Source organism: Amycolatopsis sp. NPDC003861 (genome assembly GCF_053605405.1).
The window spans coordinates 1-12,933 of record NZ_JBSGJD010000266.1 but is presented as its reverse complement, the minus strand read 5'-3'; the positions used below and the strand labels follow the sequence as shown (position 1 = coordinate 12,933).

The 12,933-nt window shown below is 72.3% G+C and carries 11 protein-coding genes, 1 pseudogene and 1 riboswitch; of the genes and pseudogenes, 7 read left to right on the top strand and 5 right to left on the bottom strand.

Annotated features, from left to right (window positions below; genetic code table 11):
- Window positions 1–52 precede the first annotated feature (52 nt).
- The 4 genes from ACWEVN_RS40470 to ACWEVN_RS40455 are packed head-to-tail and all read right to left on the bottom strand — an operon-like array spanning window position 53 to window position 3,549.
- Window positions 53–1,540, bottom strand: coding sequence for a precorrin-2 C(20)-methyltransferase (locus ACWEVN_RS40470; protein WP_452054822.1), 1,488 nt, complete (start codon window positions 1,538–1,540; stop codon window positions 53–55).
- Entirely contained in the window at window positions 1,537–2,160 is a 624-nt protein-coding gene (locus tag ACWEVN_RS40465) for a precorrin-8X methylmutase (protein ID WP_310971195.1), read from the bottom strand. Before ACWEVN_RS40465 ends, ACWEVN_RS40470 begins: the two co-directional genes overlap by 4 nt.
- Window positions 2,157–3,230 (bottom strand): precorrin-3B synthase, encoded by a 1,074-nt coding sequence (locus ACWEVN_RS40460; protein ID WP_452054821.1) that lies wholly within the window; start codon window positions 3,228–3,230, stop codon window positions 2,157–2,159. Before ACWEVN_RS40460 ends, ACWEVN_RS40465 begins: the two co-directional genes overlap by 4 nt.
- Before the next feature lie 4 nt (window positions 3,231–3,234).
- Window positions 3,235–3,549 (bottom strand): DUF6191 domain-containing protein, encoded by a 315-nt coding sequence (locus ACWEVN_RS40455; RefSeq protein ID WP_449687676.1) that lies wholly within the window; start codon window positions 3,547–3,549, stop codon window positions 3,235–3,237.
- Between the two features lie 109 nt (window positions 3,550–3,658).
- On the opposite strand from ACWEVN_RS40455, the gene ACWEVN_RS40450 reads away from it, so the two are divergent.
- Genes ACWEVN_RS40450 through ACWEVN_RS40440 form a run of 3 tightly spaced genes read left to right on the top strand, consistent with a single transcriptional unit; the run spans window position 3,659 to window position 5,669 of the window.
- On the top strand, window positions 3,659–4,585 hold the full coding sequence (locus ACWEVN_RS40450) for an ABC transporter ATP-binding protein (RefSeq protein ID WP_452054820.1): 927 nt from the start codon (window positions 3,659–3,661) through the stop codon (window positions 4,583–4,585).
- Window positions 4,582–5,433: an ABC transporter permease gene (locus ACWEVN_RS40445; protein ID WP_449687674.1), complete on the top strand. Its 852-nt coding sequence runs from the start codon at window positions 4,582–4,584 to the stop codon at window positions 5,431–5,433. Before ACWEVN_RS40450 ends, ACWEVN_RS40445 begins: the two co-directional genes overlap by 4 nt.
- Window positions 5,434–5,435: 2 nt before the next feature.
- Window positions 5,436–5,669 carry a helix-turn-helix transcriptional regulator gene (locus tag ACWEVN_RS40440; protein ID WP_043784651.1) on the top strand — a complete coding sequence of 78 codons (234 nt, stop codon included), beginning with the start codon at window positions 5,436–5,438 and terminating at the stop codon, window positions 5,667–5,669.
- Here the strand turns inward: ACWEVN_RS40440 and ACWEVN_RS40435 are convergent.
- Complete coding sequence (locus ACWEVN_RS40435; protein ID WP_452054819.1) at window positions 5,666–6,391, bottom strand: hypothetical protein; 726 nt, start codon at window positions 6,389–6,391, stop codon at window positions 5,666–5,668. The genes ACWEVN_RS40440 and ACWEVN_RS40435 overlap by 4 nt on opposite strands.
- Before the next feature lie 60 nt (window positions 6,392–6,451).
- Window positions 6,452–6,569, top strand: a riboswitch (cobalamin riboswitch).
- Between the two features lie 27 nt (window positions 6,570–6,596).
- On the opposite strand from ACWEVN_RS40435, the gene cobN reads away from it, so the two are divergent.
- The 4 genes and pseudogenes from cobN to ACWEVN_RS40415 all read left to right on the top strand — a co-directional run.
- Entirely contained in the window at window positions 6,597–10,160 is a 3,564-nt protein-coding gene (gene cobN / locus ACWEVN_RS40430) for a cobaltochelatase subunit CobN (RefSeq protein ID WP_452054818.1), read from the top strand.
- A gap of 39 nt (window positions 10,161–10,199) precedes the next feature.
- A complete protein-coding gene (locus ACWEVN_RS40425; RefSeq protein WP_452054817.1) occupies window positions 10,200–12,020 on the top strand; it encodes an ArnT family glycosyltransferase in 1,821 nt (606 codons plus the stop codon).
- A gap of 35 nt (window positions 12,021–12,055) precedes the next feature.
- Window positions 12,056–12,712, top strand: coding sequence for a response regulator transcription factor (locus ACWEVN_RS40420; protein ID WP_310971187.1), 657 nt, complete (start codon window positions 12,056–12,058; stop codon window positions 12,710–12,712).
- Window positions 12,709–12,933 (top strand): annotated as a pseudogene (locus tag ACWEVN_RS40415) (two-component sensor histidine kinase); the annotation flags it as partial. The gene ACWEVN_RS40420 and the pseudogene ACWEVN_RS40415, both read left to right, overlap by 4 nt.

The following is a 12,933-nucleotide window of genomic DNA, read 5'->3' as shown; positions in this document are numbered from 1 at the left end:
TGGTAAGGCGGGTTAGAACCCGCCTTACCACTCACGACCAGCCGCGGTAGACCTAGTAACTCCGGGGCGTCCAGACGATGCCGTTCTCGGATCGGGTGCGGGACGAGCCCACGATCAGCAGGCAGCGCATGTCCACTGTGGACGGGTCCAGCTCACCGAGCGTCGTGACGCGGATGTCCTCCTCCGGGCCGCCAACGTCCCTCGCCACCACGACCGGCGTCGAAGGCGCACGGTGGCGGAGCAGCACCGACCGGGCGTCCGCGAGCTGGGTCGTCCGGGAACGTGAGGCCGGGTTGTACAACGCCAGCACAAGATCTGCCGCGCCCGCCGCGTCCAGGCGCTTCTCGATGATCTCCCACGGCTTCAGCCGATCCGACAGCGAGAGCACGCAGTAGTCGTGGCCCAGCGGGGCTCCCACCCGGGACGCCGCTGCCTGGGCGGCCGTCACGCCCGGGACGATCCGGACCCGGACGCCCGTGCCGTGGCCGGCCGAGACCTGCTCCAGCACCGCCGACGCCATCGCGAACACCCCCGGGTCACCCGAGGACACCACCGCGACCCGGCCGCCGGAAGCAGCCAGGGACAACGCCTCGCGCGCCCGGTCGGCCTCGACGCGGTTGCCCGACGCGTGCCGCTGCTGGCCCGCCTTCTGCGGCACCCGCGCCACGTACGGCCCGTACCCGACGATGTGCTCCGCAGCCGAAAGCTCCGCTGCCGCTTCCGGGGTGAGCCACTCCGGGCCCGCCGGCCCGAGGCCCACGACGACGACTTCGCCACCCGAAGAAGGCGCAGCGGCGACGGGAGCAGGCGAAACCCGAGACGCATAGGCCGGCGAAGGCAGCAAAGCCAACGAGAAGTACGGGACCGTGGACGGATCGACCTCACCCAGGGGCTCGACCCGCTGCTGCCCCCACGTCGCGCGCTCGACGTACACGGCGTCGTCCAGTTTCCCGGCTTCCTCGAACGCCTCCCGCACCGACGAGAACGTCCGCCCCAGCTTGAGCACCGCTGCCGCGTCGGTGTCCGCCAGGCGCCGCGCCAGCTCCGGGGCCGGGAGCGTGCCCGGGAGCACCGTCAGCACCTCGTCGCGCTGCACCAGCGGGCGGCCGATGACCGACGACGCCGCGCTCACCGACGTCACGCCCGGGACGACCACCGCTTCGAACCGGCCGGCCAGCCGCTCGTGCATGTACATGTACGAGCCGTAGAAGAATGGGTCGCCCTCGCAGAGCAGGACCACGTCACGGCCGGCGTCGAGGTGCTCGGCCAGCCGTTTCGCGCTCAGCTCGTAGAAGTCGGCGATCGCGCCCTCGTAGCCGCCCGGGTGGTCGGTCGTCTCCGTGGTGACCGGGTAGACCAGCTTCTCCTCGATCTGCCCCTCGCGCAGGTACGGCTCGGCCACCGAACGCGCGATGCTCCGGCCGTGCCGCGCGCAGTGGTACGCGATCACCGAGGCCTCGGAGATCAGGCGGGCCGCCTTGACCGTCATCAGTTCCGGGTCGCCGGGGCCGAGGCCGACGCCGTACAGCGTGCCGGTCATTCCTCTGCGCTCGCGAGGGCGTTGATCGCCGCGACGGCCATCGCGCTGCCACCCCGGCGGCCGTGCACCACGAGGTAGGGCGCAGGCGCGCGCTTGGCGAGCTCCACTTTGGACTCCACCGCGCCGACGAACCCGACCGGGACGCCGATGATCGCCGCGGGGGCGCCGACGCCTTCGTCGAGGATCTCCAGCAGGCGGAACAGCGCCGTCGGTGCGTTGCCGATCGCCACCACCGAACCGGGCAGCTTGTCGCGCCACAGCTCCAGCGCCGCCGCCGAGCGCGTGGTGCCCATGCGTTCGGCCAGCGAAGGAACACCGGGGTCCGACAGCGTGCAGAGCACTTCGTTGGCCGCGGGCAGGCGGCGCCGGGTGACGCCGCTGGCGATCATCTGCGCGTCGCACAGGATCGGCGCGCCGGCCTCCAGCGCCGCGCGGCCGGACTCGACGACGTCGAGCGTGTAGCGCAGGTCGTCGACCAGATCGACCATGCCGCAGGCGTGGATCATCCGGACCGCCAGGCCGGCCACGTCGTCGGGCAGGATCGCCAGGTCCGCCTCCTCGCGGATCGTGGCGAACGAGTGCCGGTAGATCTCGGCACCGTCCCGCAGGTAGTCGATCACAGATTTCCCTCCAGCTCGTCGAGCGGCACCCAGCGGCCGTCGATGCGGTAGCCCCCCGCTTCGGCGACAACGTCCACATGGGACTGCGACGGCTTTCCGCACCGCCGTTCGCAGCCCGAGAAGTGCGCGCGCAGGCCCGGCCGGAACACCGCGTCGGCCCGGACGTCGGCGCGCGACTTCGCGCAGCCCGGACGGCCGATGCACGCGGTGGTCCCCGAGGCCTCGCCGCCGAAGCCCAGCCGTGCGAAGACGTCGGCGGGCACGTCCGGCAGCACCACGGACTTCCACGGCGTGACCAGCGCGGGGCCGAACTCCGCCAGCGCCCGCGCCTGCGCCGCGGACAGCTGCCCGAAGCGCGGCACGACTCCGGCCGCGAAGCCGCCGTCCCGGGAGATCAGCCCCGCCGGGACCTCGACGCCGGCCCGCGGCACCGGCGTTCCCCGCCAGGCCGGGTCGTCGAGTTCCGCGACCCGCCAGGCCGACCCGCGCACGCGCAGGAAGCCGAGCGCGACTTCGACCAGCGCCGAGACGGCGCCGGCGCGCGACACCCGTCGTCCGGTGTCGCCGCCCGCGAGCAGCAGCGTGCCCTCGGCCGGGCCCACCGCGAGCCAGCAGACGTCGGCCCCTTCGGCGGCGACGTCGCCGCGGCCGTCGTCGAAGGCGAAGAGGAACCGGCCGGGCAGCGACGCCAGCTCCGGCGTCGAACACAGCACGTCGTCCAGCGCCGACGCCAGCCCGCGGACGTCGGCGAGGCCACCGCGCAGCCCGCTCAACGGCGACGCGAGGACGTTCCGGACCCGCTCGTGCGACGGCGACGGCAGCAGGCCCGCACCGGTCAGCCGGGCTTCGAGGCCGGGCCGCGTGACGGCGCGCAGCTGGACGTTGCCACGCGAGGTGAGGTGGAGATCGCCGTCCCCGCAGGCTTCGGCCGCGTCGGCCAGCGCGCGCAGCTGCACTGCGGAAATCGTGCCGCCGGGCAGGCGCACGCGGGCCAACGGCCCGTCGGCGGCGTCGTGGGGTGCGAAAACACCGGGGCACGCGTCGGCTCGCACACGTGCTGGGGTCGGCATGAGGTCACTGTAGCTGGCGGTTTTCCGGCTCCGGCGGCTCCGGACGCGGCCGGAGCCGGGCCGTTCCGGCGTCCAGGTCCACGTCACGCCAGGGTGGCGCGCCTTCGGCGTCCTGCTCGACGAGCATCGACATCGTTTCCCGGTGTTCCAGCTCACGCCGCTTGGTCCCGTAGAGGAACGCGGTCGTCTCCTCGATGTACGTGGCGGACAGCCGCGCCTTGAAGCGCGAGCCGTTCTTGCGCGGCCGCAGTTCGATCGCCGCCATGACCAGCAGGACCACGACGCCGCCCGGAAGGGCCAGCCCCAGCCAAGTTCCCATGCCCGGCGAACCGGGTGACCGCGGGTCAAGTTCCCGGGACCGCAGAAGTCTGATCGAATGTAGCAGGTGTGCTACATTCGATCGCATCAGTCAGATGGGGGTGACCAGGATGAGAGATCCCGCCGATCCCGTCGTCCGCGTGCGCGGGCTACGGATGCGGTACGGCACGAACGACGTGCTCCACGGCGTCGACTTCGAGGCCTACCGAGGGGAGGTCGTCGGCTTGCTCGGGCCGAACGGCGCGGGCAAGACCACGACGATCGAGATCCTCGAGGGCTTCCGCATGCGGTCGGCCGGCGAGGTGAGCGTGCTCGGCGTCGACCCGGCGCACGGGGGTGAGGACTGGCGGGCACGGCTGGGGGTCGTGCTCCAGTCCTGGCGCGACCACGGGAAGTGGCGCGTCCGCGAACTGCTCACCCACCTCGGCCGGTACTACCTGCCGTACTCGACGCCGTCGCGCCCGCGGCCGTGGGACGCCGACGAGCTGATCGAGACGGTCGGGCTCACCGAGCACGCGGGCAAGAAGCTCAAGCAGCTTTCCGGCGGCCAGCGGCGGCGGCTCGACGTCGCGATCGGCATCGTCGGCCGCCCGGAGCTGCTGTTCCTCGACGAACCGACCGCGGGCTTCGACCCCGAGGCCCGGCGCGAGTTCCACGACCTGGTGCACCGCCTGTCCGACGAGCTCGACACCACGATCCTGCTGACCACGCACGACCTCGACGAGGCCGAGAAGCTGGCCGACCGGATCCTCATCCTCAACGGCGGCCGGATCATCGCCGACGGCTCGGCCGACCAGCTCAGCCGGCAGATCTCCGGCGAGGCCGAGGTTCGCTGGAGCGTCGGCGGGCAGCGGTTCGTCCACTCGACGACCGAAGCGACGAAGTACGTGTACGAGCTGTTCAAGCAGCACGGCGAGGCCATCGCCGACCTGGAGGTCCGGCGGGCGTCGCTGGAAGACACCTACATGGCGCTGGTCCACCGGGCGGAGTCCGGTGGCGAGACGGAGCTCGGCCTCCAGGAAGCGGGCGCGCGATGAACGCCAAGACCGCGGCACTGCGCTCCGGGCTGGCCCGCGGGTGGATCGAGTTCAAGCAGACCTGGACCAACGCCGAAGACGTGGTGGGGCAGGTCGTCTTCGCGGGGCTCTTCCTCGCCACGTTGTTCTTCATGCGGAACGCGACCCTGCCCGGCACGACGTTCTCCCTCGGTGCCGCGACCGTGCCCGGCCTGCTCGGCGCCGGCGTCGTGTTCACCGGCCTGACCGGCGCCGCCGGTTACCTGGCCGCCGAGCGCGAGGACGGCACGCTGCTGCGCGCGAAGGCGACCCCGAACGGGATGCTCGGGTACCTGACCGGGAAGACGACGGCGCTGACGCTCGGCCAGCTCACGTCCCTGGCGGTGGTCCTGATCCCCTGCCTCTTCCTGTTCTCCGAACTGGCGCCCGACGGTGTCCGGTCGTACCTGCACCTCGCCTGGGTGCTGGTGATCGGGCTGTTCGCCACCATGCCGATCGGCGCGGCCCTGGGTTCGCTGGCCGGCAGCGCCCGCGCCACGGGCCTGATCGTGCTGCCGGTGATGGGCCTGGGCGCGATCTCGGGGATCTTCTACCCGATCACCGCGCTGCCGGGCTGGGTGCAGGACCTCGCGCAGGTGTTCCCGATGTACTGGCTCGGCCTCGGGATGCGCTCGGCGCTGCTGCCGGACAGCGCGGTCGTCGTCGAAATCGGCCGGTCGTGGCGGCCGGTGCCGACCCTGGCGGTGCTCGTCGCGTGGTCTGTGATCGGATTGGTGCTGGCGCCGATCCTGCTCCGCCGCATGGCGCGGCGGGAAGCGGGCTCGTCGGTGGCCGAACGGCGGCAGAAGGCCATGCAGCGTGTGGGGTAGTGATGAGTGAGGTCGTCTACAACCGGATCGCGATGCTGCGCGCGGAACGGTCGATCTCGCGGCGGCAGCTGGCCGAGGCCCTCGGGGTGCACTACCAGACGATCGGCTACCTGGAACGCGGCGAGTACAGCCCTTCGCTGTACCTGGCATTGCGGATCGCGGAGTTCTTCGAGGTGTCCGTGGAAGTGCTGTTCTCGACGAAGCCGTTCCCCCGCCTGGGTGAGCGGTCCGCCTAGGGCTTGCGCAGGTCGGCCTCGGCGAGCGCGCGAACGACGTCGTCGCGGCGGGTCTCGCGGGTCGTCCGGTTGAGCTCGACGTGCAGGAACGGGGCGCCGCCGGCGGCCTGGCTCTGGACGTTCGTCGTCCCCGCCAGGCCGCGGCAGGGGTCGGCCCAGGCCCGCCGGACGCGAAACCCGGCGGCTTCCAGGCGGTCCGCTGCCCGGCGAGCCGCGTCGCCGGCCTCCGCGGCTCCGGCCGAAACGACGACGTCGGCGGCGGGCATCGTGCGGTCGTTGAAGCCGTGGAGCTGGACTTGGGGCAGGCCGCGGCGGGCGAGCAGCGTGCTGACGACGTGGAAGACGGTCCGCGGGTCGTGCGCCGGGTCCTCCCGGCGGCGGTGCGCGCCGGCCACCGCGAGGACGGCGCCGGGCACCCGCCGGAACAGCGCCAGGCCGATCCGGTCGGTCCGCAGGTCGGACGACGGATGCGGCACCTCGACCACCAGCGACGGCGGCGCGGACCGGTCGATCGCGTAGAGCCCCCAGGCCCGCTCGGTGCCGGGCTCCTGGGCGACGACGTCGTCGTCCACGGAGAAACCCAGGTCAGGCAGATGGTGGGGGCGGCCGTCGAGCCACGCGGCGAAGCCGGTTCCGGCGGTTTCGAGCTCGGCCGCCGTGGGGTGGCGGTACGGCTGTCGGGTCGACTGTGCGGCGGTGAAGCTCCGGAGCAGGGATTCCAAGCCGTCAGGTTACCCGGGGCAACGTCACCTTGACGCGCCTCGACCGGCACCGGAGAGTGGGTGCGATACCCACGCGTCGGCAGGTGGAGGAACCCGGTGAGAATCCGGGGCGGTCCCGCCACTGTGACCGGAAGAGATTCCGGGAGCCAGGAACTCCGGCCGGCGCGCCCGTCGACCCGGGGCGCGGACCCCGAGGAGGAACCTCGTGATCCTGCTTCTGTCCACTTCGGACACCGACCTGCTCAGCGCCCGGTCCAGCGACCGCGAGTACCGGCTCGGCAACCCCGCCCGGCTCGACGTCGCCGAGCTGCCGGCGCTCCTGGACGGCGTGAAGATCGTCGTCGCGCGGATCCTCGGCACGCCGCGGAGCTGGCAGGACGGCCTGGACACGCTGCGGGCGTCGGGCGCGCACGTCGTCGTCCTCGGCGGGGAGCAGACGCCGGACGCCGAGCTGATGAAGCTCTCGACCGTCCCGGCCGGCATCGCCGCCGAGGCCCACGCTTACCTCGCGCAGGGCGGCCCGGCGAACCTCACCCAGCTCCACCGGTTCCTCTCCGACACGCTCCTGCTCACCGGCGACGGCTTCGAGCCGCCCGCGGCGCAACCCGCGTGGGGCGTTCTCGAGCGCCCCACGAAGAGCGACGGCCCGGTCATCGGCATCCTGTACTACCGCGCGCACCACCTGTCCGGGAATACCGCCTTCGTGCACGCGCTCGCCGACGAGATCGAAGCCGCGGGCGGGCGGGCGTTGCCGATCTACTGTGCTTCGCTGCGTACGCGCGAGCCGGAGATGATGGCCGAGCTGGCTTCCGTGGACGCGCTGCTGGTCACCGTGCTCGCGGCGGGCGGCACGCGGCCGTCCGAAGTGGGCGCGGGCGGCGACGACGAGGCCTGGGACGTCGCCGAGATGGCCGCGCTCGACGTCCCGATCCTGCAGGCGCTGTGCCTGACGAGCGACCGCGAGACGTGGGCGGCAAACGACGACGGCCTCTCCCCCCTCGACGCCGGGAACCAGATGGCCGTCCCGGAGTTCGACGGACGGCTGATCACGGTGCCGTTCTCGTTCAAGGAACTCGACGAAGACGGCCTCCCCCGGTACGTGCCGGACGCCGAACGCGCGTCCCGCGTCGCTCGCATCGCCCTGGCGCACGCCCGGCTGCGGCACACGCCTCCGTCAGAGCGTCGCATTGCGCTGATGCTCTCCGCGTACCCGACGAAGCACTCTCGCGTCGGCAACGCGGTCGGCCTGGACACGCCGGCGTCGGCGATCGAGCTGCTGCGGCGGATGCGCGCGCTGGGCTACGACCTGGGCCCGGACGCCTTCCCGGGCGTCGACCCGACCGGCACCGACCAGCCCGACGGCGACGCGCTCATCCACGCGCTGATCGCCGCCGGCGGCCAGGACCCGGAGTGGCTCACCGAGGAACAGCTGGCCGGGAACCCGATCCGCGTCCCGGCCGCGCGGTACCAGGAGTGGTTCGACGCGCTGCCGGCCGAGCTGCGCGACGGCGTCGAGGAGCACTGGGGCCCCGCGCCGGGCGAGCTGTACGTCGACAACGGCGCCATCGTGCTGGCGTCGCTGCAGAGCGGCAACGTGATCATCATGATCCAGCCGCCGCGCGGGTTCGGCGAAAACCCGGTCGCGATCTACCACAACCCGGACCTGCCGCCGAGCCACCACTACCTGGCCGCGTACCGCTGGCTCGAGGAGGAATTCGGCGCGCACGCCGTCGTCCACCTGGGCAAGCACGGGTCGCTGGAATGGCTGCCGGGCAAGACCGCGGGGCTTTCGGCGTCGTGCGCGCCGGACGCCGTGCTCGGGAACCTGCCGCTGGTCTACCCGTTCCTGATCAACGACCCGGGCGAGGGCGCGCAGGCCAAGCGGCGGGCGCACGCGACGATCGTCGACCACCTGATCCCGCCGATGGCGCGCGCGGAGTCCTACGGCGACATGGCGCGGCTGGAGCAGCTGCTCGACGAGCACGCGAACATCGCGGCGATGGACCCGGCGAAGCTGCCGGCCGTGCGCCAGCAGATCTGGACGCTGATCCAGGCGGCCAAGCTGGACCACGACCTCGGCGTCGAGGAGCGGCCGCACGACGCGGAGTTCGACGACTTCCTGCTGCACATCGACGGCTGGCTGTGCGAGGTCAAGGACGCGCAGATCCGCGACGGATTGCACATCCTCGGCGCGGCGCCCACCGGCGAGGCACGGGTCAACCTCGTGCTGGCGATGCTGCGCGCGTCGCAGATGTGGGGCGGCAAGCAGGGCGCGGTGCCGGGCCTGCGCTCGGCGCTGGGGCTCAAGGAAGACGCGCCGATGTCCGAAGTGGACGCTGTCGAGCAGACGGCGCGCGAGCTCGTCCGGACGATGGAGATGCGAGGCTGGGACGCGACCGCGGTGACGTCGGTGGCGCCGGATCCCGCTGTCGCCCGGGTACTTTCCTTCGCGGCCGAGGAGATCGTGCCCCGCCTCGCCGGCACCTCGGGCGAGCTGGACGCGGTGCTGCACGCGCTGGACGGCGGGTACATCCCGGCCGGGCCGAGCGGGTCGCCGCTGCGCGGGCTGATCAACGTGCTGCCGACCGGGCGGAACTTCTACACCGTCGACCCGAAGGCCATCCCCAGCCGGCTCGCCTGGGAAACCGGGCAGGCCCTCGCCGATTCGCTGCTTCGCCGCTACCGGGAGGACACCGGCGACTGGCCGCGGTCGGTCGGCCTGTCGGTGTGGGGCACGTCGGCGATGCGGACGTCCGGCGACGACGCGGCGGAAGTGCTGGCGCTGCTGGGTGTCCAGCCGGTGTGGGACGAAGCGTCCCGGCGCGTCACCGGCATCGAGGCGATCCCCCTGGAGGAGCTGGGCCGGCCTCGGATCGACGTCACGGTCCGGATCAGCGGGTTCTTCCGCGACGCGTTCCCGCATGTGATCACGCTCCTCGATGACGCCGTCCGGCTGGTGGCCGGGTTGAACGAACCCCTCGACGAAAACTTCGTCCGCGCGCACGTTTCCGCGGACCTGGCTTCGCACGGCGATTCCCGCCGCGCGACCACGCGGATCTTCGGGTCGAAGCCCGGTGCGTACGGCGCGGGCCTGCTGCCGCTGATGGACAGCGGCAATTGGCGCGACGACAAGGACCTCGCGGAGGTGTACGCGGTGTGGGGCGGCTTCGCGTACGGCCGCGACCTGGACGGCCGCCCGGCGCGCGAGGACATGGAAAGTTCGTACAAGCGCATCGTGGTGGCGGCGAAGAACACCGACACGCGCGAGCACGACATCGCGGACTCGGACGACTATTTTCAGTATCACGGTGGCATGATTGCGACGGTCCGAGCGTTGACGGGCGCGGCGCCGGCGTCCTACGTGGGTGACAGCACGTCACCGGACGCAGTCCGCACGCGCACATTGGGCGAGGAGACGGCCCGGGTGTTCCGGGCACGCGTCGTCAACCCGCGCTGGCTCGCGGCGATGCGCCGCCACGGCTACAAGGGCGCGTTCGAGCTGGCGGCCACGGTGGACTACCTGTTCGGCTTCGACGCGACGGCGGGTGTCGTCGGAGACTGGATGTACGAGAAGCTGACCGAGTCTTACGTGCTGGACGAGGTCAATCAGGAGTTCCTGCGGAAGGCCAACCCGTGGGCGCTGCGCGGGATTGTGGAGCGGCTGAACGAGGCGGCGGACCGCGGGCTGTGGGAGGAGCCGGACCCGGAGCTGCTGGCGAAGATGCGCGAGGTGTACCTCTCGCTGGAAGGTGACCTCGAGTCGGAGTAGAAACGCCCGGGAAACGCGGGCCGGAGTTGGGTAGCGGTCATGATCACCGCCGCCCCTCCGCGAACCCGCCCCTGGGCGCTTCCGCTCGTCTGCCTCGGCGCCGCCGTCCTCTACGCCTGGAAGATCGGCGACGGCCAGTTCGGGAACACCTACTACTCCGCCGCCGCGAAGTCGATGACGGAGAACTTCACCAACTTCCTCTTCGGCTCCTTCGACCCGTACGGCGTCGTCACGGTCGACAAACCGCCTCTCGCGTTGTGGCCGCAAGCGCTTTCGGTGCTGATCTTCGGCTACCACGGCTGGGCACTGCTGCTGCCCCAGGTCCTCGAAGGCGTCGCCGCGGTGTTCCTCCTGCACCGCACTGTCCGCCTCTGGGCCGGCGAGAACGTCGCCCTCCTGGCCGCCGCCATCCTCGCGCTGACCCCCGTCACCGTGATCATCAACCGGGACAACAACCCCGACACGCTGCTCGTCCTCTTCCTCGTCGCCGCCGCGTACGCGCTCACCCGCGCGCTGCGGGACGGCCGGAAGTGGCTGTGGTGGTGCGCTTTCTTCGTCGGCTGCGGCTTCCTGACCAAGATGCTGCAGGCGTGGATCATCGTCCCCGCCCTGGTCGCCGCCTACTTCGCCGGGACGAGCGGACCGCTGCGCCGGCGGCTGCTCGACGTCCTCGGCGCCGGCCTCGTCCTCGTCGTCTCCTCGTTCTGGTGGATCGCCCTGTACGACTGGTGGCCCGGCGCCAAGCCGTACATGGGCGGCAGCGAAGACGGCTCCGCGTGGGACCTCGTCTTCGGCTACAACGGCTTCGGCCGGCTCTCGGGCAACGGCGAGGGCGGCGGCATGATGATCATGCGCAACGGGCAGCAGACCATGTCGTCGTTCGGCGGCGACCCCGGACCCGGCCGGATGTTCAACGACGTCGTCGGCGGGCAGATCTCGTGGCTGCTGCCGCTGTGCCTGCTCGTGCTGGCCGTCCTCGGCCGCCGGTGGCGCGACGCCAGCTGGCTGCTCTGGGGCGGCTGGCTGCTGGTGACCACCGTGGTCTTCAGTTTCGCCGGCGGCATCTGGCACCCGTACTACACGACGGCGCTGGCCCCCGCCGTCGCCGCGGTTTCCGCCGCCGGTTTGGCGCTGCTGTGGCGGCAGCACCGGCGCACTCTGCTCCCGCTGGTTGTCGCGCTGACCGCGGCTTGGGCGTTCGTGCTGACCTCGCGGGACACGTCGTTCCACGGCTGGACGCGCTGGGCGGTGCTCGGCACGGCCGTCGCCGCCATCGCCGGCCTGTACTTCGGACGAAGCCGGGTTGCGCTGTTCGCCGCGCTGGTGCCGCTGCTGCTCACGCCCGCCGTCTGGTCGTACGCCGCCGCGCAGAGCACGTCGGCCGGGACGCTGCCCGCCGCCGGGCCCGCCACCGGCCCGGGAGCTCCTCCGCCGCCGTCACCCGGTGGTCCGCGGTTGATGCGCGTGGGCGGTGACGGCGCGACGAAGCTGTCGGACGAGCAACGCCGCATCCTCGACTACGCCCGCCGCAACGGCACCGAAATCACCCTCGCCGTGAACGCCGAGGCGGGGGCGGTCGCGCCGTTCCTGATCGACTCCGACGCGACCGTGATCGGCATGGGCGGCTTCGGCGGCCGGGACGACGCGCCGTCCGTCGCCCAACTGGAGCGCTGGCTCGCCGAAGGCAAGCTGCGGTTCGTGCTGAGCGGCGCCGGCACCCCGCCCGGGCCGCCGCGGAGCCCCGCCCAGGGCGAACGGCAACGCTGGATCGAGCAGCACTGCACGGTCGTCGACCCCGCCGAGTACGGCGGCCGGCCGACCCGGGGCATCGGGGGCGCGGACACGCTCTACCGGTGCTAACGGCGAAGAAACACGGGCACGGCGATCATCGGGGCATGCGGGTCCTGGTGGTGGAGGACGAGCCGATGCTCGCGGACGCGATCGCGGAATGGCTGCGCGAGGACGCCCACGCGGTCGACATCGCCCACGACGGCGGCGCGGCGCTCGAGCGGATCGCCGTGCACGACTACGACGTCGTCGTGCTCGACCGGGACCTGCCGGTCGTGCACGGCGACGACGTCTGCCGGCAGGTCGTCGCGTCCGAAGCGGCGACACGGGTGCTGATGCTGACGGCGGCCGTGGAGATCACCGACCGCGTCGCCGGGCTGTCCCTCGGCGCGGACGACTACCTGACGAAGCCGTTCGCGTTCCCCGAGCTCGCCGCCCGCATCCAGTCGCTGGGGCGGCGCTGCCGACCGGCCGCGCCGCCCGTCCTGAGCCGGTCCGGCGTCACGCTCGACCCGGCGCGGCACGAGGCGTTCCGCGACGGGCGCGGCCTGCCACTGTCCAAAAAGGAGTTCGCGGTGCTCGCCGAGCTGCTGCGCGCGGACGGCGCCGCCGTGTCCGCCGAACACCTGCTGGAGAAGGTGTGGGACGAGCACGCGGACCCGTTCACCGGCGCGGTCCGGCTCACCGTCCTCAAACTGCGCCGCAAGCTCGGCGACCCGCCGCTGGTGGAGACGGTCACCGGCGTCGGCTACCGGCTCCGGTGAACCTCCGGTTGCGGCTGACCGTGCTCTACGGCGGCCTGTTCCTGCTGGCCGGCGTGGCGCTGCTGGGCGTGACGTACCTGCTGTTCACCCGGCAGGTCGGGCAGCGGGTGGCGGTGTTCAGCGGTGCCCCGCCGCCCGGGGCGCCGCCGCTGCCGTCCCTGGACGTCCTCGACGAACAGGCGCGCCAGCTCCGCGCGGCGGCGGCGACGTCGCTGCTGACG